This window comes from Streptomyces sp. Da 82-17 (genome assembly GCF_046098215.1).
GTDB lineage: Bacteria > Actinomycetota > Actinomycetes > Streptomycetales > Streptomycetaceae > Streptomyces.
In genome coordinates this window covers 58,619-77,333 of record NZ_JBJURH010000020.1, presented here as the reverse complement: position 1 = coordinate 77,333, position 18,715 = coordinate 58,619, and the positions used below count along the sequence as shown (strand labels likewise).

At 71.3% G+C, this 18,715-nt stretch carries 15 protein-coding genes; 6 read left to right on the top strand and 9 right to left on the bottom strand.

Features of this window, described 5'->3' with window-relative positions:
* Window positions 1–275 precede the first annotated feature (275 nt).
* Window positions 276–1,004: a transglycosylase SLT domain-containing protein gene (locus ACIDOF_RS28530; RefSeq protein ID WP_409009006.1), complete on the top strand. Its 729-nt coding sequence runs from the start codon at window positions 276–278 to the stop codon at window positions 1,002–1,004.
* Window positions 1,005–1,116: 112 nt separating this feature from the next.
* Entirely contained in the window at window positions 1,117–2,493 is a 1,377-nt protein-coding gene (locus ACIDOF_RS28525) for an AI-2E family transporter (protein WP_409009005.1), read from the top strand.
* Window positions 2,494–2,650: 157 nt separating this feature from the next.
* Here the strand turns inward: ACIDOF_RS28525 and ACIDOF_RS28520 are convergent, their stop codons facing one another.
* On the bottom strand, window positions 2,651–3,181 hold the full coding sequence (locus tag ACIDOF_RS28520) for an alkyl hydroperoxide reductase (protein WP_409009004.1): 531 nt from the start codon (window positions 3,179–3,181) through the stop codon (window positions 2,651–2,653).
* Window positions 3,182–3,187: 6 nt separating this feature from the next.
* Window positions 3,188–3,742, bottom strand: a complete 555-nt coding sequence (locus tag ACIDOF_RS28515) for a peroxiredoxin (protein WP_409009003.1) — start codon at window positions 3,740–3,742, stop codon at window positions 3,188–3,190.
* Between the two features lie 134 nt (window positions 3,743–3,876).
* Here ACIDOF_RS28515 and ACIDOF_RS28510 point away from each other — a divergent pair, with 134 nt between their 5' ends.
* On the top strand, window positions 3,877–4,836 hold the full coding sequence (locus tag ACIDOF_RS28510) for a LysR substrate-binding domain-containing protein (protein ID WP_409009002.1): 960 nt from the start codon (window positions 3,877–3,879) through the stop codon (window positions 4,834–4,836).
* Window positions 4,837–4,957: 121 nt separating this feature from the next.
* Here the strand turns inward: ACIDOF_RS28510 and ACIDOF_RS28505 are convergent, their stop codons facing one another.
* Together ACIDOF_RS28505 and ACIDOF_RS28500 are read right to left on the bottom strand one after the other, a co-directional pair.
* Window positions 4,958–5,200, bottom strand: coding sequence for a hypothetical protein (locus ACIDOF_RS28505; protein WP_409009001.1), 243 nt, complete (start codon window positions 5,198–5,200; stop codon window positions 4,958–4,960).
* Window positions 5,197–6,090, bottom strand: a complete 894-nt coding sequence (locus ACIDOF_RS28500) for an SPFH domain-containing protein (RefSeq protein WP_409009094.1) — start codon at window positions 6,088–6,090, stop codon at window positions 5,197–5,199. Before ACIDOF_RS28500 ends, ACIDOF_RS28505 begins: the two co-directional genes overlap by 4 nt.
* A 392-nt stretch (window positions 6,091–6,482) precedes the next feature.
* On the opposite strand from ACIDOF_RS28500, the gene ACIDOF_RS28495 reads away from it, so the two are divergent.
* Entirely contained in the window at window positions 6,483–8,837 is a 2,355-nt protein-coding gene (locus ACIDOF_RS28495) for a transglycosylase domain-containing protein (protein ID WP_409009000.1), read from the top strand.
* A gap of 39 nt (window positions 8,838–8,876) precedes the next feature.
* Here ACIDOF_RS28495 and ACIDOF_RS28490 read toward each other — a convergent pair whose 3' ends face one another.
* The 4 genes from ACIDOF_RS28490 to ACIDOF_RS28475 form a co-directional block, all read right to left on the bottom strand.
* Entirely contained in the window at window positions 8,877–11,261 is a 2,385-nt protein-coding gene (locus ACIDOF_RS28490; RefSeq protein ID WP_409008999.1) for a SpoIIE family protein phosphatase, read from the bottom strand.
* Window positions 11,262–11,349: 88 nt separating this feature from the next.
* Window positions 11,350–12,018 (bottom strand): class I SAM-dependent DNA methyltransferase, encoded by a 669-nt coding sequence (locus ACIDOF_RS28485; protein ID WP_409008998.1) that lies wholly within the window; start codon window positions 12,016–12,018, stop codon window positions 11,350–11,352.
* A 132-nt stretch (window positions 12,019–12,150) separates the two neighbouring features.
* Window positions 12,151–12,813 carry a DUF402 domain-containing protein gene (locus tag ACIDOF_RS28480; protein ID WP_409008997.1) on the bottom strand — a complete coding sequence of 221 codons (663 nt, stop codon included), beginning with the start codon at window positions 12,811–12,813 and terminating at the stop codon, window positions 12,151–12,153.
* Window positions 12,814–12,933: 120 nt separating this feature from the next.
* Window positions 12,934–14,397, bottom strand: coding sequence for a class II fumarate hydratase (locus ACIDOF_RS28475; protein ID WP_409008996.1), 1,464 nt, complete (start codon window positions 14,395–14,397; stop codon window positions 12,934–12,936).
* A 125-nt stretch (window positions 14,398–14,522) separates the two neighbouring features.
* Here ACIDOF_RS28475 and ACIDOF_RS28470 point away from each other — a divergent pair, with 125 nt between their 5' ends.
* The gene (locus ACIDOF_RS28470; protein ID WP_409008995.1) at window positions 14,523–16,064 is read left to right on the top strand and encodes a ricin-type beta-trefoil lectin domain protein; all 1,542 of its coding nucleotides are present in this window, start codon (window positions 14,523–14,525) and stop codon (window positions 16,062–16,064) included.
* Window positions 16,065–16,135: 71 nt separating this feature from the next.
* Here ACIDOF_RS28470 and ACIDOF_RS28465 read toward each other — a convergent pair whose 3' ends face one another.
* Window positions 16,136–17,806, bottom strand: coding sequence for a fumarate hydratase (locus ACIDOF_RS28465; RefSeq protein WP_409008994.1), 1,671 nt, complete (start codon window positions 17,804–17,806; stop codon window positions 16,136–16,138).
* A gap of 189 nt (window positions 17,807–17,995) precedes the next feature.
* Between ACIDOF_RS28465 and ACIDOF_RS28460 the strand changes: the two genes are divergently transcribed.
* The gene (locus ACIDOF_RS28460; RefSeq protein WP_409008993.1) at window positions 17,996–18,691 is read left to right on the top strand and encodes a DUF1707 domain-containing protein; all 696 of its coding nucleotides are present in this window, start codon (window positions 17,996–17,998) and stop codon (window positions 18,689–18,691) included.
* Window positions 18,692–18,715: the final 24 nt, after the last annotated feature.

Sequence of the window (18,715 nt, the reverse complement as noted above, 5' to 3'; positions counted from 1 at the left end):
AACGGGGTGTGAGCTTTCACACGCAACACAGAATTGCTTCACGGCGTCCCGGTCCGGCAGCATCGTGGTCCTGTCAGGCCCCGCATGCGGCACTTGCGTACCCCCAGCGGTACGGAACACCAGAACTTCATAGAGACCGCCGCATGCCACCCGCTTCACAGGAGGCCGCTTCCGTAAGGGAATTGCTTCCTGGGGTCCGTGCTGCCCGTGACCATGTCTCAAGGGGCGGCCAGTGCCAGGGGCACGATTGCGCCCGAAAGGTCACCGACCGGGCGATGCTGGAAGGAATGCATGTGAGCCGGATTTCGGTCCGGGGATTCGCGGTGGCTTCGGCCACGGCGGTCACCACTGTCGGCGCCGTCGTGGGCGTTGCCTCGGGCAGCACCCAGCCCTCCAACGACATGGAGGCGACGGCAGCGTCGAGCGAAGGGACGCTGCTCGCCGACATCCCCGCGGGCCAGCAGGCCGAGGTGCAGACCGCATCTCTGGCCCAGCAGGCCGACGCACAGGCTGTCGCCGCCGATGCCGCCGCGCAGAAGTCCGCGGAGGAGTCGGCGCGCAAGAAGGCCGCCGAGGACGCGGTCGCCAAGAAGGAAGCCGCGGAGCAGAAGCTCGCCGAGGAGAAGGCCGCCAAGGAGCGCGAGGCCGAGCTCAAGGCCAGCCGTTCCGAGGCGCGCGCCGACATCTCCGACATCGCGAAGCAGAGCTCGTACAGCATCGCGGAGACGCAGGCGATCGCCCGTCAGATGGTCCCCGCGGACCAGTTCCAGTGCTTCAGCAACATCGTGGACCACGAGTCCAGCTGGAACTACCGGGCCTCCAACCCGTCCTCCGGCGCCTACGGCCTCGTGCAGGCGCTGCCCGGCTCCAAGATGGCCTCGGCCGGCGCCGACTGGCAGACCAACCCGGCCACCCAGATCAAGTGGGGCCTCAACTACATGAACGACCGGTACGGCAGCCCCTGCGGTGCCTGGGACTTCTGGCAGGCCAACAACTGGTACTGAGATACGGCTGTTACGCCTGACGCTCAACGTCGTGGAGCCCTCCACCGTCCTACGGTGGAGGGCTCCACGCGTGTACGGTCACAAGAAAATTCCGGGGGACGAGGGAAAGCTGATGACGAGAGTGCCAGGGTGGCTGGGTCGGATCGGGGGCCGGCTGACCCGTATGGGAGAGCGCCTGGAAGAGCGCCGGGCCGCGGCCGAGCGGGAGCAGGACGCCGCCTACGAGATGCCCGCACGGCCCGACGCCCCGCCCGCGCCCGCGTACCCGCCCAAGGAGCCGGCCGAGCGTGCGCCCGAGTCCCGGACCGACCACGTGCCCGCGCCGCCCGCCTACGCGCCCGCCGTCGCCGCCCGGCCCGAACCCGTGGCCGCCGTGCCGTGGGGGCTGCGGGTCGCGGCCGAGGCCGGCTGGCGGCTGCTCGTACTGGCCGCCGCGCTCTGGGTGTTGGCGCGCGCCATCACCTCGATCCAGCTCGTCGTCATGGCGTTCCTCGCGGCGCTCCTCATCACCGCGCTGCTGCAGCCGACCGTCCAGCGCCTGCGCTCCCTCGGCCTGCCGCGCGGGCTCGCCACCGCCGTCGCGTTCATCACCGGCTTCGTCATCATGGGCCTCGTCGGCTGGTTCGTCGTCTGGCAGGTCCTGGAGAACGCCGACACCCTCGCCGAGCGCGTCCAGGAAGGCATCGACGAACTCCAGAAGTGGCTCCTGGAGAGCCCCTTCCACGTCACCGAGGACCAGATCAAGGACATCGCGAAGAACCTCCGCGAGGCCGTCGGCACCAACACCGAGGAGATCACCACCGCGGGCCTCGAAGGCGTCACCGTCATCGTGGAGTTCATGACGGGCATCCTGCTCGCGATGTTCTCCACGCTGTTCCTGCTCTACGACGGCAAGCGGATCTGGAACTGGACCCTCAAGGCCGTCCCGGCACAGGCCCGTCCCGGAGTCGCCGGGGCCGGCCCGAAGGCGTGGCGCACCCTGACCGCGTACGTCCGCGGAACGGTGATCGTCGCGCTCATCGACGCGATCTTCATCGGCATCGGCATCTACTTCCTCGACGTGCCGATGGCCGTGCCGCTCGCCGTGTTCATCTTCCTGTTCGCGTTCATCCCGCTCGTCGGCGCGGTGATCTCCGGCGCGCTCGCGGTGGTCGTCGCGCTGGTCACGCAGGGCGTGTTCACGGCGCTCATGGCGCTGGTCGTGGTGCTCGCCGTCCAGCAGATCGAGGGCCACGTCCTGCAGCCGTTCATCCTCGGGCGGGCGGTACGGGTGCACCCGCTGGCCGTCGTGCTGTCCGTCGCCGCGGGCGGGATGGTCGGCGGGATCGGAGGAGCGGTGGTCGCGGTGCCGCTGGTGGCCGTGGCGAACACGGTGGTGGGGTACTTGCGGGCGTACTCACAGGAACAGGCCCTTGGCCGGGGGGAGTTGGCCTCGGCGCCGGGGGCGGTCGACGGGCCGTCGCCGTCGGCCCCGCCTTCGGCGGACTGATCCCCTCCCCGCCCCTTCCCGAAAGACTGCCGTCGGCTTCGTCGTTCGGCTTGCGCGCCGTCGTGGTTGCTCGCGCAGTTCCCCGCGCCCCTTTCGGGGCGCGTACAACGAAGTGGCCCCCACCGGTACGTACCGGTGGGGGCCACTTCGTGTGGTCTTACGCGAGGACTTCCTCGGCGTCCAGCGTCGCGCCGACCGCCTGGAGGACCGCGGCGATCTTCACGGCCTCCTGGATCGTCTCGCGGTCGACGCCCGCCTTGCGGAGGACCTGCTCGTGCGAGTCGAGGCACATGCCGCAGCCGTTGATCGCGGACACGGCCAGCGACCACAGCTCGAAGTCGACCTTGTCGACACCGGGGTTGCCGATGACGTTCATCCGCAGGCCGGCGCGCATCGTGCCGTACTCCGGGTCGGAGAGCAGGTGGCGGGTCCGGTAGAAGACGTTGTTCATCGCCATGATGGCCGCCGCGGACTTGGCCGCGGTGAACGCCTCCGCCGACAGGTTCGCCTTCGCCTCCGGCTCCAGCTCCCGCAGCACGCGCGGCGAACGCGAGGCGATCGCGCAGGCGAGGACCGTGCCCCACAGCTGCTGCTGCGGCAGGTCGGAGTTGCCTATGACCGAGCCGAGGTTCAGCTTCAGGTCCTTGGCGTAGTCCGGTACGGCGGACTTCAGCTCGTCGAGTGCCATGTCAGATCACTCGCCCGACAGGAGCGCGACCGGGTCGAGGGTGTCGTCGCCCTTCGACCAGTTGCAGGGGCACAGCTCGTCCGTCTGCAGGGCGTCGAGGACCCGGAGGACCTCCTTCGGGTTACGGCCCACGGAACCGGCGGTCACCATCGAGAACTGGATCTCGTTGTTCTGGTCGACGATGAACACGGCACGCTGCGCGAAGCCGTCCTCGCCCTCGACGCCGCAGTCGCGCATGAGCTCGTGCTTGGAGTCGGCCAGCATCGGGAAGGGCAGGTCACGCAGGTCGTCGTGGTCCTTGCGCCAGGCGTGGTGCACGAACTCCGAGTCGCCGGAGACACCGAGGATCTGGGCGTCGCGGTCGGCGAACTCGTCGTTCAGCTTGCCGAAGGCGGCGATCTCGGTGGGGCAGACGAAGGTGAAGTCCTTCGGCCAGAAGAACACCACGCGCCACTTGCCCTCGTAGGACTTGTGGTTGATCTGCTCGAACTCCTTGCCGCTCTCCAGCGACACGCAGGCGGTCAGGTCGTACGCGGGGAACTTGTCACCGACAGTGAGCACGCGCTCTCCTTGCAAATGTCGAGAGACCCCGGGTGAGGGTCTCTCTGAGGGTTGGACTGACGCCGATCCTGGCACAACGTGCATTGATCGCAGAAATAGCTAGACTCGGTGTTGCTGATCGGAGGTGGTTATCAGTGACCCTTAGTAAGAGGAGTGCCGCGCGCGGCGGCAAGCAGCCGAGCCTCGCGCAGCTGCGCGCGTTCGACGCCGTCGCCGAGCATCTGCACTTCCGGGACGCGGCCGCCGCGATCGGCATGAGCCAGCCCGCCCTGTCCGGCGCCGTCTCCGCCCTGGAGGAGGTCCTCGGCGTGCAGCTCCTGGAGCGCACCACCCGCAAGGTGCTGCTCTCGCCCGCGGGGGAGCGGCTCGCTGTACGGGCCAAGGACGTGCTCGAAGCGGTGGGCGCGCTGATCGAGGAGGCCGAGGCGGTGCGCGCGCCGTTCACCGGGGCGCTGCGGCTCGGCGCGATCCCGACCGTCGCCCCGTATCTGCTGCCGACCGTGCTGCGGCTCGTCCACGAGCGCTATCCGGAGCTCGACCTCCAGGTGCACGAGGAGCAGACGGCCTCCCTCGTCGACGGACTGCTCGCCGGCCGCCTCGACCTGCTGCTGCTCGCCGTGCCGCTGGGCGTGCCCGGGGTGACCGAACTCCCGCTGTTCGACGAGGACTTCGTGCTGATCACGCCGCTCGACCACTGGCTCGGCGGCCGCGAGGGCATCCCCCGCGAGGCGTTGCGCGAGCTGAACCTGCTGCTGCTCGACGAGGGCCACTGCCTGCGCGACCAGGCCCTCGACATCTGCCGGGAGGCGGGCCGCGGGGACGTTCCGGTGACGACGACCGCGGCCGGGCTCTCCACGCTCGTGCAGCTGGTCGCGGGCGGGCTCGGCGTGACGCTGCTGCCGCGCACCGCGGTCAAGGTGGAGACCAGCCGTTCCAGCCAGCTCCTCACCGGGTTCTTCGCGGAGCCCGCGCCCACCCGCCGCATCGCCCTCGCCATGCGGACGGGGGCGGCGCGGGGGGCGGAGTACGAAGCGCTGGCCGCGGAGTTGCGCCGGGCGATGGACGTACTGCCTGTACGTGTGGTGCCCCGATAGGGGCGCGGGGAACTGCGCGAGCGGCCACGACGAAAGCCGCAGTCGCATCTGCGTGGTGCATGAGCAGACGCGTCTGCGGCTTTTCTGGGGCTGAGCGCGCAGTTCCCCGCGCCCCTACAGGCTAGGGCGACTTCGGAGGGCGGCCCCTCCGTGGCATCGGGCGGGCCTCGCCCGGGAGGCGGCCCGCCTCCGACAGCGCCCTGCGCAGCAGGAACTCGATCTGCGCGTTCGTGGAGCGCAACTCGTCGTTCGCCCAGCGCGCGAGCGCGTCGTGCACGGACGGGTCGAGCCGCAACAGCACCTGCTTGCGCTGCTGTTGCGGCTTCCGCTTGGGGGCGGGCTCCCCGGCGTCGGACGGCGTCACTGGTACAGCGACCCGGTGTTGAGGACCGGTTGGGCCGCGCGGTCCCCGCACAGCACCACCATCAGGTTGGACACCATCGCCGCCTTCCGCTCCGAGTCGAGCTCCACGATGTCCTGCTCGGTGAGCCGGTTGAGCGCCGCCTCGACCATGCCGACCGCGCCGTCCACGATCTGCCGCCGCGCCGCCACCACCGCGCCGGCCTGCTGGCGCTGCAGCATCGCCGAGGCGATCTCCGGAGCGTACGCGAGATGCGTGAAGCGGGACTCGATGATCTGCACACCGGCCGCCTCCACGCGCGCGTGCAGCTCGACCGCCAGCTTCTCGGTGATCTCCTCCGCGTTGCCGCGCAGCGACAGACCCTCCTCGTCGTGCGCGTCGTAGGGGTACTCGATCGCGATGTGCCGGACGGCCGCCTCGGTCTGCGTCGAGACGAACTCCAGGAAGTCGTCCACCTCGAACGTGGCCTGCGCGGTGTCCTGCACCTTCCACACGACGACCGCGGCCAGCTCGATCGGGTTGCCGTACGCGTCGTTGACCTTCAGGACGGCCGTCTCGTGGTTGCGGACCCGGGTCGAGATCTTCGTACGGGACGTCAGCGGGTTGACCCAGCGCAGGCCGTCCGTGCGGATCGTGCCGCGGTACCGCCCGAAGAGCTGGACCACGCGGGCCTCGCCCGGCGCCACCATGTTCAGCCCGCACATCGCGAGGAACGCGGCGACGCCGACCAGTACGCCGGCGACGATCAGGGCGGCCTTCGCGCCCGCGGACCCGGCGGCCGTGGCGAGCACCACAAGGCCGGTGCCCGCGGCCAGGCCGAGCAGGCCGAGGAGGAGGGCGAGGCCGCCGCCGATGGAGTGCGCCGCGAACTCGCGGACCCGCGGCTCGGGCATCTCGGGCGCGTCCGTCGCGACGGATCCGGTGGCGGTTCCGGCGGGCTCGGTGAGGGCGGCTGGTGTGCGGTCGCTGCGGTCGTCGCGGTTGTTGCTGCTCATGGCGGTCCCCGTATTTCCGTGGTCGGTCGTCAAGCACTTCGCCGGTCTAGCAAAGTGATATCACTTTAACGCATCTCGGCGGCCGTGCACACCGCTTGCCGACTCACCCGTCGCCAACCCTCCACACCTCCCGCGGGCAACCCTTCGTACGTCCGGGGAGTCGGTTCCCATGGGACAGGTGCTGATTGTCACGTCCGGAAAAGGCCGGATCGGGAGTCCTTTGTCCGCATGGCCGGTGTTAGCTTCATGAGCTGACCCGGGGGAGCCGAACTGACTGGAGCGACGGAGCAATGGGCCGAGCGGAAGCGAGACGAGCGCGGCAGCGCGGCGGGGCACGCCGGGCGGCGGCGCCTTCGCGGTCCGAAGGCATACGCCCCCGCGGCGGCCGCCGGGCCGCCAGGAGCAAGGGCGGCATACGCCGCTTCTTCACCTTCAAGCGGGTCCTCGGCACCCTCTTCGGGCTCTGCCTGCTCGCGATGGGCGGATTCGTCGCCCTCTACCTGCTGGTGCCGGTCCCGGAGGCCAACGCCCAGGCCGAGCAGCAGTCCAACGTCTACAAGTACGCGGACGGCAGCGTCATCACCCGTACCGGAGAGGTGAACCGGGAGATCGTCGGGCTCGACCGGGTGCCGAAGGGCGTGCAGAAGACCTTCGTCGCCGCCGAGAACAAGTCCTTCTACCAGGACCAGGGCATCGACCTGAAGGGCACCGCCCGCGGCGTCGTCAACACCCTGACGGGCAAGGGCAAGCAGGGCGGTTCGACGATCACCCAGCAGTACGTCAAGAACTACTACCTGAACCAGGACCAGACGGTCACCCGCAAGCTCAAGGAACTGGTGATCTCCCTCAAGGTCGACCAGAAGAAGAGCAAGGACGAGATCCTCGCGGGCTACATCAACACCAGCTACTACGGCCGCGGCGCCTACGGCATCCAGGCCGCCGCCCAGGCCTACTACGGCGTCGACGCCGAGGAGCTGTCGGTCGAGCAGGGCGCCTACCTCGCGGCGCTGCTGCAGGCCCCCAGCCAGTACGACTGGGCCGTGGCGTCCCCGGCCAGCAAGAAGCTCGTCGAGCAGCGCTGGAACTACGTGCTCGACAACATGGTCGAGAAGAAGTGGCTGGACGCCGGCGAGCGGGCCGGCATGAGGTTCGACAAGCCCGACAAGCCCAAGCCGGAGGCGGGCAAGGCCGGTCAGGCCGGGTACCTCGTGGACGCCGCCAACCAGCAGATCGTGGACGAGCTCGTGCGCCGCGGCGACACCAGGGACGACGCCCTCGGCAAGGTCGAGGCCGGCGGCTGGACCGTCACCCTGAACATCCAGCCGAAGAAGCAGAAGGCCCTGCTCAAGGCCGTCGACCGGCAGCTCAACGACAAGCTGGACGCGGACGAGCGGAAGGTCGACGCGGCCGTGCAGGCCGGCGCGGTCTCCGTGGACCCGAAGACCGGCGAGGTCATCGCGCTCTACGGCGGCGAGGACTACCTCAAGCACTACCAGTCCAACGCCACCCGCCGGGACTACCAGCCCGGCTCCACGTTCAAGCCCGTGATCCTCGCCGCGGCCCTGGAGAACGACGCCACCACGCAGGACGGCACACCGATCCGCGCGAGCACGGTGTACGACGGCACCAGCGGCCGCCCGGTCGAGGGCGGCGAGAAGCCGTACGCCCCGCCGAACGAGGGCAAGAAGGACTACGGCGACATCACCGTCCAGCGGGCCATGGACCACTCGGTGAACTCGGTGTACGCGCAGATGGGCGCCGACGTCGGCATGGACCGGGTCGCGCAGACCGCCTCCGACCTGGGCATGGAGAAGATCACCACCGACCCGGCGATGACGCTCGGCTCGATGGGCGCGAGCCCCCTTGAGATGGCGGGCGTCTACGCGACGCTCGACAACCACGGCAAGAAGGTCACGCCGTCCATCCTGAAGACGGCCTCGCACAAGGACCGCGAGCAGATCCGGCCCGAGCCGCTCGGCGAGCAGGTCGTCCAGCGCTCCACCGCCGACTCCGTGACGTCCGTCCTGCAGGGCGTCGTCAACGACGGCACCGGCTCCGTGGTGAGCACCGGGCCGTACGCGGGCAAGTACGAGGCCGCGGGCAAGACCGGTACGTCCGACAACAACGTGTCGGCCTGGTTCGCGGGCTACACCCCCGAAATGGTCACCGTGGTCGGCATGTTCGGCGAGGCGCCCGACGGGGGCGGCGGTCTGAAGCGGCCGGACAAGACGCCCGCGAAGACCAACGACCACGTGTCCCTCGCGGGCGCGGGCGGCGACGGCAAGATCCACGGCAGCGGCTTCCCGTCCCGGATCTGGGCCGCGTACACACTCGGCGCGCTGAACGGCGGGTCGGACGCGGAGTTCGACCTCGACACGGACATGGGCGCGGGCGTGGAGCCCCCGCCGTCCGCGACGACCGAGCCGCCGTCGGAGGACCCGAGCGACACACCCTCGGCGCCGCCGACTTCCCAGGACCCGACGACCACGCCGCCGACGTCGGAGCCGCCGACGGACGGGCCGACGACCGAGCCGCCGACGGACGACCCGACGATCCAGCCCCCGACCGACGAGCCGTCCGGCTCCTGGGGCATCCCGACGGACCCGGGCGACGGCGACAACGAACGCAAGCCGGGCCGCGACTAGGCTCCGCGCAGGTCGCCTCGTCCGGGCGACCTGCGCGGCTCAGCCCCGGTTCAGCTCGAACCACACCACCTTGCCGGTCGACAGGCGCGTCGCGCCCCAGCGCCTGGCCATCCGGTTGACCAGGTACAGGCCGCGCCCGCCCTCGTCCGTGGCGCGGGCCTGCCGCAGCCGGGGCAGCTGCGGCACGTCGTCCCCGACCTCGCAGCGCAGCACGTCCGTACGGAGCAGCCGCAGCGTGATCGGCCGCGAGGCGTACCGCACCGCGTTCGTCACGACCTCGCTGACCAGGAGCTCCACCGAGTCGGTGAGGTCCTCCAGGTCCCAGTTGGCGAGCGCGCGGCGGGCGAGCCGGCGGGCCCGGCCGGGCGCGGAGTCCTCCGGGTCCAGCTGCCAGTACGCGACGTCGCTGGGTGCGATGCCGTCGAAGCGGGCGGCGAGCAGCGCGATGTCGTCGTCCCGGTCGCCGGGGCCGAGCATGTCGAGCACCTCGTCGCAGAGCGCTTCGAGGGGCGGCGCGTGGTCCGGGCCGGTCAACTCGGCGGTGGCGGCGAGCCGTTCGCGGAGCTGCTCGATGCCGGTCCACACGTCGCGGAGCCGGGACTCGACCAGGCCGTCGGTGTAGAGCAGCAGCGTCGCGCCCGCGGGGGCGTCCAGCTCGACGGCCTCGAAGTCGACCCCACCGACGCCGATCGGCGCCCCTGCCGGTACGCGCAGGACCTCGGCCCGGCCGCCGATGTGCAGGAGCACGGGCGGCGGGTGGCCTGCGTTGGCGATGGTGATGCGGTGCGCGACCGGGTCGTAGACCGCGTACATGCAGGTCGCCATGCGGTCGCTGCCGAGGCGCTGGGCCTGTTCGTCGAGGTGGTGCAGGACCTCCTGCGGCGGCAGGTCGAGTCCCGCCAACGTCTGTGCGGTGGTGCGGAGTTGGCCCATGATCGCGGCGGAGGTCATGGAGTGGCCCATGACGTCCCCGACGACCAGGGCGACGCGGCTGCCGGGCAGCGGAATCGCGTCGTACCAGTCGCCGCCGACGCGGGCGGTCTCGGCCGCCGGGAGGTACCGGCTGGCGAGGCGGACGCCGGTGGGCTGCGGCAGCGTCTCGGGGAGCATGGTGCGCTGCAGCTCGTCCGCGATGTACGCCTCGCGGCCGTACAGCACCGCCTTGTCGATGCCGAGGGCCGTGTGCGTGGCGAGCTGCGCGGCGACCAGCAGGTCGTCCTGCTCGAACGCGGCCCGCTCGGGACGGCGCAGGAACACGGCCGCGCCGATCACCCGGCGGCGGCCGCGCAGCGGGGCGAGGATCGCGCGCCGGTCGTCCGGCAACTGCAGCTCGTCGCCGAGGAGTTCGGGCAGCGCGGCGCGGGCGGCCGGGGTGTCGCCGAAGACCGGCCGGACACCGCGCAGCACCTCGGCGAGGGCGCCGCCGATCTGCACCTCGCACAGCTCGGCGGCGTTCGGCTCGCCCCGGCTCCAGCGCAGCTGCAGCGTCGGCGTCGGGTCGGGCTGCGGGGGCAGCAGGGCGCCGCCGTCCGAGACGGTGTCGTCGATCTCGTCGGGTATCCGGTCGGTACGGCGCAGGCGCAGTACGACGGGGCCGACGGGGCGCTCGTCGCCGACCGGGAGGGGGTCGCGGAGGTAGACGAGGATCGCGTCGGAGAACGTGGGCACGGTGGCCCGGCACAGGCCCATGACGATCTCGTCGAGGTCTATGCCGCGGGCGATCCGCCGGGTCGCGGCGCCCACGAACCGCAGCCGGTCCCCACCGTGCCGCGCCACACCGCCCCCGGCCCCGGCCGGGGGAACGGGCGGTACGGGCGGCGCCGGCGGCACACCGCCCGCGGCACCGGCAGAGGCGGGGCCCGGCCCGCCGGGCCGAGGCACGGAGGCACCGGCTTGCGCACCGGGGTGCCCGGCGTTGCCGGTGCCGTCGGGGTGCGCGGCGGCGGACGCGTCCGTGTGCCCGGGGTTGCCGTCGCGCCCCGCGCCGCCCGTGTGTCCGGGATCGTCGGCCTGCGCGCCGGAGTGCCCCGGCGCGGCGTCGCCGTGTCCCGGCCTGCGGTCCGCGTCCTCGGACGTGCCGTCCGGCTGCGGCTCGGGTGTGCGGGCCGGCGGTACGGGCAGGGGGCGGGGGCGGTGCGGGTCGGGGCTGTCGGCGGGGCCGGTCTTGCGGTGTTCGGCGGCGCGCTCGTCGTCGTCGCCGTGGCGTCCCTGTGCCGGTAAGGCGGCGGCGGTCCGGGGCGCGGCCCTGCCGGGCTTGTCGGCGGCGCGGGCGCCGGTGGACTCCGAACCGTCGCCGTGGCCCGGGGTGTCCGGTCCCTCGGCGGAGTCCGGGGAACGCAGCAGCGCCCCGCGGGGGTCAGCGGGGGCGGTCGGCCGGGCAGCTCGTGGCTGCCTGCCCTCGTGCGAGGTGGGGTGCTCCGTCACGCGTCTTGAATCCGTCCGTCCGGGGCCGCGCGCGGCGCGCGCCGAGAAGTGGTGCCGTCGGTGCCTTCGATGCCGTCGTTGTGCCGCCTCACGCGCGGCAGTTGAGGAACAGCTGGTGTTCGGGCCGCGCGCCCGGCTCGGCCGGATCGTACGCGTACACGTCCTCGCCGGTGATCTCCAGGCCCGCCTCCCGTACGACCTCGCGCAGGGCGGCGCGCGGGTGGCCCGAGACGCGGATCGTCTGCCCGAGGAACGGGATCGCCGTGTCGTCGAGGTCCGCCTCGACCATCGACAGGGCGAGCAGTCCGCCGGGCCGCAGCAGGGAGCGCAATGTCGCGAGCGCGTACGGGAGCTCCGCGCGCGGCAGCATCAGCAGCGTGAAGAAGCAGGCGATGCCGTCGAACGTGCCGAGCCCGTCCGGCCCTTCGGCCCGCAGCGCGGCGACGTCCCGCTGATGGAACTCGGCCTCGGGCACCCGCTGCCGCGCGAGGTCCAGCATGGTCCGGGACAGGTCCACGCCGACGACGGTGTGCCCGGCGTCGACGAGCTGCCGTGCCGTGGGCGTGCCGGTGCCGCAGCCCACGTCGAGCACCCGGGAGCCGGGCGCCAGCGTCTTCGCGAGCCATTCGCCGGCGGCGAGCTGGCCCTCCTTGTGCGGGAAGGCGTCGTCGTACCGCGCGCCGATGGCGTCGAAGGCCTCGGCCTGTCCGGTACGGTCCGGCGCGGCGCCGCCGTACCCCTCGTACCCTTCGCTCACGTCCCTGCCGCCCCTCGGTGACGTACGGCCGGACGGCTCGAAGGCCTGGTCAGTCGCCCTCGCACCGCGCCGTACTACGCGCCCTTGTGGACGACGATCCTACGTTTGGACCATGGGGGCGCAGCAAGGGTCTCATGGGGACACATGCGCGGGCGTACGATCCCAGTCCACCGGCAGGACCGGCACATTCCACTCCGGATCGGGACGCCATTCCTCCCAGCCCGACGTGAACGGCGGGCCCCACCCCTCGATCGCCTCGACCGCCGCGCGGCCCGCCGACCGCACCGCACGGGCCTGCGCGGCGCTCATCAGGCCGTCCCGCTGGGCCTGCGCGAACTCGTCCTCGTCGTGCCAGCGCCAACTCCGGTCCGGGCGCACGGAGATGTCCAAAAAGTGATCCTGGGAGTCGACGCCGTGCGACCAACGGGTGCGCGGTTCCTCCAAGTTCACGTACCAGCTCCGGAACTTCCACCCGGGTTCCCAGAACAGCCATACGGACCAGGGCTCGCCGGGCCGGGCCAGTTTGAGGACGCCGGTGCCGAACCAGTGGTCGCGGCGGACGGTGCGCGGCTTGGTGTACCGGGTGGCGAGCGGCTCCTCGTGCACCGGAGTGCCGTCCGCGAGCACGGGCTTGACGCATTCGGTGCCGGGCGCGAGCCAGACGGCGAGGAGCTCGTCGCTGTCCTGGACGACGGTGACGGGACGGCAGATGTGGAATCGGGGGCTCGCGTTGTCCCGGTACCGCCACAGCACGGGGGTGCCCGGGGCCCAACGCCCGCTCGTCGTGTGTGTCATGCACAGATGCTAGTCGCGGGGAGGTGGGCGATTTTCGGCCGCCGAGGGCCCGGCCCCCCCCGTCGCGTGCGCGGCTCCCGCCGGGCCCTGCTGCCGGTCACGGACGGGTCATGCTGCCCGTCACGGACGGGTCATGCGCAGCACGTCCAGCGCCGAGTCCAGCTCCTCCAGGGTCAGGTCCCCGCGCTCCACGTACCCCGCGTCGAGGACGACCTCGCGAATGGTCCGCCGCTCGGCCAACGCCCGCTTGGCGACCTTCGCGGCCTCCTCGTACCCGATGTACTTGTTCAGCGGGGTCACCACGGAAGGGGACGACTCGGCGTACTCCCGGGCGCGTTCGGCGTTGGCGGTGATGCCGTCGACGGTGCGGTCGGCGAGCAGGCGGGCGGCGTTGGCGAGCAGCCGGACCGACTCCAGGACGTTCTTGGCGAGCACCGGCAGCATCACGTTCAGCTCGAAGTTGCCCGCCGCGCCCGCCGTGGCGACCGTCGCGTCGTTGCCCATCACCTGCGCGGCGACCATGAGGACGGCCTCCGGGATCACCGGGTTGACCTTGCCGGGCATGATCGACGAACCGGGCTGCAGATCGGGCAGGTTGATCTCCGCGAGGCCGGTGCGCGGGCCGGACGCCATCCAGCGCAGGTCGTTGGCGATCTTCGTCAACCCGACGGCGACGACCCGGAGTTGGCCGCTGGCCTCCACGAGCCCGTCCCGCGCCCCCTGCGCCTCGAAGTGGTCCCGCGCCTCCGTCAGCGGCAGCCCCGTGGCCCGCGCGACCTCGGCGATCACCGCGGCGGAGAAGCCGGCCGGGGTGTTGATGCCGGTGCCCACGGCCGTGCCGCCGAGCGGGAGTTCGGCCAGGCGCGGCAGCGCGGACCGCAGCCGCTCCACGCCGTACCGCACCTGCGCCGCGTACCCGCCGAACTCCTGGCCCAGGGTGACGGGCGTGGCGTCCATGAGGTGCGTGCGGCCGGACTTGACGACCTCGGCGAACTCGGCGGACTTGCGCTCCAGGGCCGCGGCGAGGTGGTCGAGGGCGGGGATCAGGTCGCGGGTGACGGCGGCGGTGGCCGCGATGTGGATGGAGGAGGGGAAGACGTCGTTGGAGGACTGGGACGCGTTCACATGGTCGTTGGGGTGCACGTCCTGCCCCAGGCGTTCGGTGGCGAGGGTGGCCAGGACCTCGTTGGTGTTCATGTTGGACGAGGTGCCGGAGCCGGTCTGGAAGACGTCGACCGGGAAGTGCGCGTCCCAGCGGCCCTCGGCGACCTCCTCCGCCGCCTCCTGGATGGCCCGTGCGCGGTCCGCGTCGAGCACGCCGAGGTCGGCGTTGACCTTCGCGGCGGCGCCCTTGATGCGGGCCAGGGCCTCGATGTGGGCGCGCTCCAGGCGCTGACCGGAGATCGGGAAGTTCTCCACGGCCCGCTGGGTCTGCGCCCGCCACTTGGCGTGGGCGGGGACGCGGACCTCGCCCATGGAGTCGTGCTCGACGCGGTACTCGGCGCCGCCGCCCCGCTGGTCGCCGCCCTGCCGGACGCCGGTCTGCGGGTCGCCGGTTTGCTCGTTCGTGTGGTCGCTGGTCATGTCCGTCACCTCTGCGTTCCCGTGAACTCGCCTCAAAAAGGTGAGCAGTTGTCTTGTTCGGCGTATTCCCATCGGCTCTACCGCCGAGTAAATACCGGGGGTAACAGCGAACCCGGGGAGGCAGCATGCACCGAACGCAGCGCGCAAGACCCAGGCACACCGGCCGACGGAACGCCGTCGCCGTCCTCGCGGCGGCAGCGGCGGCCCTGGTCGGGCTCCATGCTCCCGCCGCCCAGGCCGCACCGTCGGCCGCCACGCCCTCGGCGAGTACCACTCCGCTGCCGCCGGAACTGGAGAAGATCCGCGCGGCCGAGGCGACCCGGCTCTACGGCGACCCCGCCGAACGCCCCCTCACCGAGCGGAAGTCGGCGCTGATCTCGCTCGGCGACAGCGAGATCTCCGGCGAGGGCGTCGGCACGTACGAGCCGCCCACCAACGGCCCCGACAACTGGTGCCACCGCTCCCCGGACGCCGCGATCCACCGCACCGGCATCGCCGCCGACGTCACGTACAACGTCTCCTGCTCCGGCGCCTCCACCGCCAACATCCGCATCGGCGGCAGCAAGCAGTACGCGGACGAGCTGGTGCAGAGCGACAACCTCGCCGTGAAGGCCCGCAACACCAGGATCAAGATGGTGCTGCTGGTCGCGGGCGCCAACGACGACCTGCAGTTCGGCCCCGTCATGACCGACTGCGTACAGCGCTATCTGCTCAGCCAGGGTCCGTGCGAGCCCAAGTACGCGCCCGGCTGGCAGTCCCGCGTCGACGGCCTCGTGCCCAAGGTCGAGCAGACCGTGCGCGACCTGCGGACCGTGATGCGCGACGCCGGGTACGCGGACGACGCGTACAAGCTCGTCGTCATGGGCTACCCCAGCCCCATCGGCCCGGACTTCCGCGACAACCCCGACTTCAACGGCAAGCTCGCCTGCGGCGGCATGGGCTACGACTCCGACACCGTGTGGGGCCGCAACGCCGCCGTGCCCGCCTTCGAGCGCGGCATGCGCAAGGCCGCCGCGAACACCGGCGCCACCTACCTCGACAACTCGCGGCTCTTCCACGGCCACGAGGTGTGCATGGAGGACACCTGGGCCCGCGGCCTCTACATCGACCTCTCCAAGCCCGGCATGCCCGACGAGAACTCGGTGCGCCAGTCCTTCCACCCCAACAAGGCGGGCCACGCGGCCTTCGCCTCCTGCCTCACCCAGCTCTACAACTCCCGGGCCCGTGAGGCGAGTTGCGCCGACGTCAACTCCTCGGGCAAGCCGCAGCTGGTCTCGTACGCCTGGGACGACGTGTTCGAGCCGCTGAGGAACACCGGCACCGGCAGCTGTCTGGACGTCGACGGCTCCGTCACCTCCAACGGCACCCGCGTCCTCGGCTGGGACTGCCACGACGGCCGCAACCAGAACTGGTGGTTCGACTCCGCGCGCGGCACCCTCCACACCGAGCTCACCCAGGACCGCTGCCTGGACGCCAAGTCGGTGACCGCCGGCACGGACGCGGTGCTGTGGAACTGCCACGGCGGCGCCAACCAGCGCTTCGTCCGCCAGGGTTCGACGATCCGCCCGGCCTCCGCGACCGGCCTGTGCCTCACCGTCCCGGCCGCGAAGCAGGCGGTCCGGCTGCAGGCCTGCGACGGCTCGGCGAGCCAGCAGTTCAGCGCGTAGAACGGCGGACGGGCGCCGTACGGACCGGTCGGCTGCGGTCCGTGCGGCGCCCGACGGCCGTACGAGCGGGGTTACGCGAGGCCGGGGCCGCGCACCGGGATGTGCGTGAACGTCGGCTCGGGCGCCGGGTTCTGGAAAAAGTCGTTGCCCTTGTCGTCCACGACGATGAACGCCGGGAAGTCCTCGACCTCGATCTTCCAGACGGCCTCCATGCCGTCCTCCTCGTTGTCCAGGACCTCGATCTTCTTGATGCAGTCCTGGGCGAGGCGGGCGGCCGGGCCGCCGATGGAGCCCAGGTAGAAGCCGCCGTGCGTGGCACAGGCGTCCGTGACCTGCTTCGACCGGTTGCCCTTCGCGAGCATCACCATCGAGCCGCCCGCCGCCTGGAACTGCTCCACGTAGGAGTCCATGCGGCCGGCCGTGGTCGGGCCGAAGGAACCGGAGGCGTACCCCTCGGGGGTCTTCGCCGGGCCCGCGTAGTACACCGGGTGGTCCTTCAGGTACTGCGGCATGTCCTCGCCGGCGTCGAGTCGCGCCTTGATCTTGGCGTGCGCGATGTCGCGGGCCACGACCAGCGAACCGCTCAGCGACAGACGGGTCTTGACCGGGTACTTGGTCAGCTCGGCGCGGATCGCGTCCATCGGCTGGTTCAGGTCGATCTTCACGACGTCGCTCGACTCGTCGAGGTGCTCGTCGGTGGTCTCCGGCAGGAAGCGCGCCGGGTCCGTCTCCAGCTGCTCCAGGAAGACGCCCTCGGCGGTGATCTTCGCGACGGCCTGGCGGTCCGCCGAGCAGGACACGGCGATCGCGACCGGGCAGGACGCGCCGTGCCGCGGCAGGCGGACCACGCGCACGTCGTGGCAGAAGTACTTGCCGCCGAACTGCGCGCCGATGCCGATCTTCTGCGTCAGCTCGAAGACCTTCTCCTCCAGCTCCTTGTCCCGGAAGCCGTGGCCGAGCTCGGAGCCCTCGGCGGGGATCTCGTCCAGGTAGTGCGCGGAGGCGTACTTGGCGGTCTTCAGCGCGTACTCCGCGGAGGTGCCGCCGACGACGATCGCCAGGTGGTACGGCGGGCAGGCGGCCGTGCCCAGCGAACGGATCTTCTCCTCCAGGAACTTCATCATGGAGGCCTCGTTCAGGACGGCCTTCGTCTCCTGGTAGAGGAACGACTTGTTGGCCGAGCCGCCGCCCTTCGCCATGAAGAGGAACTTGTAGGCGCCGCCGTCCGTCGCGTACAGCTCGATCTGCGCGGGGAGGTTGGAGCCGGTGTTCTTCTCCTCCCACATGTTCAGCGGGGCCATCTGCGAGTAGCGCAGGTTCAGGTTCTGGTACGCGTCGTAGATGCCCTTGGACAGCGACTTCTCGTCCTCGCCGGCCGTCAGCACGTTCTGGCCGCGCTTGCCCATGACGATCGCGGTGCCGGTGTCCTGGCACATCGGCAGCACGCCGGCCGCGGCGATGTTCGCGTTCTTCAGCAGGTCGAGCGCCACGAACTTGTCGTTGCTCGACGCCTCCGGGTCGTCCACGATCCGGCGCAGCTGCGCCAGGTGGGCCGGGCGGAGGTAGTGCTGGATGTCGTGGATGGCCTCCTCGGCCAGCTTGCGCAGCGCCTCCGGCTCGACCTTCAGGAACGTACGGCCGTCCGGCCCCTCGACGGTCGAGACGCCCTCCGAGGTCACCAGGCGGTACGGCGTGGTGTCCTCGCCCTGGGGGAGCAGATCGGTGTACGCGAACTCAGGCATCTCGCCCATTCCTCTTTCGGCCGGGTAGCAGCTGGCATCCGTTGGCAGCGCCAACCAGCGTAGAACCTGACGCCGCGCCCGGGCTTGTGAGGTAAGGCGCAGTTCGTTCCCCTCGGATCGTTCCCGCTCGATCCCGCTCGTTCCCGCGTACGCCTGTCGCGATCTATCGCGTTTGGGTACGCTGGGCGGGTGGACCTCGAAAAGCGCCCCCAGCAGACCGCCCCGGCCCAGCCGTCCGACCTGCGCGCCTCCGACGCCGACCGGGACCGCACGGCGGACATCCTGCGCGAGGCCCTCGCCGAGGGCCGGCTCACCGCGGAGGAGCACGCCGAGCGCATCGAGGGGGTGTACGGCGCGAAGACCCTCGCCGAACTGGAGCCGTACGTAAGGGACTTGCCCGGAGCGCACCAGTCGCGCCCCGCCCCCGCCCCGCACGCCGACGCGCCCCCGCCGGGCACGGTCCCCGCGGGCCCGGCGGTCGCGGACGAGAACCTGGTCGCGGTCCTCAGCAGCTCGACCCGCAAGGGCCGCTGGCGCGTGGGCCGCAGGACGCACGCGTACGCGGTGTTCGGGAACGTGGAGATCGACCTGACCGAGGCCCTCTTCGAGCACCCGCAGATCGTCGTCAGGGCCTGGTCGGTGTTCGGGAACGTCGAGATCACCGTCCCGGAGAACGTCACGCTCCGCGGCACCGGCAGCGGTGTCTTCGGCAATTTCGAGGTGGACACCCTGGAGGCGGCGGACCCCGGCGCCCCGGTGGTCTTCGTCGACGGCTACTCGGTCTTCGGCAACATCGAGGCCAAGCCGAAGCGCGGCAAGGTGATCGCCGACCTGCACAAGTACGTGGGCCGGCACGTGGCGAAGCACCTGCGCAAGCACCTCTGACGGGGCCAACCGGCTTGAGCACGC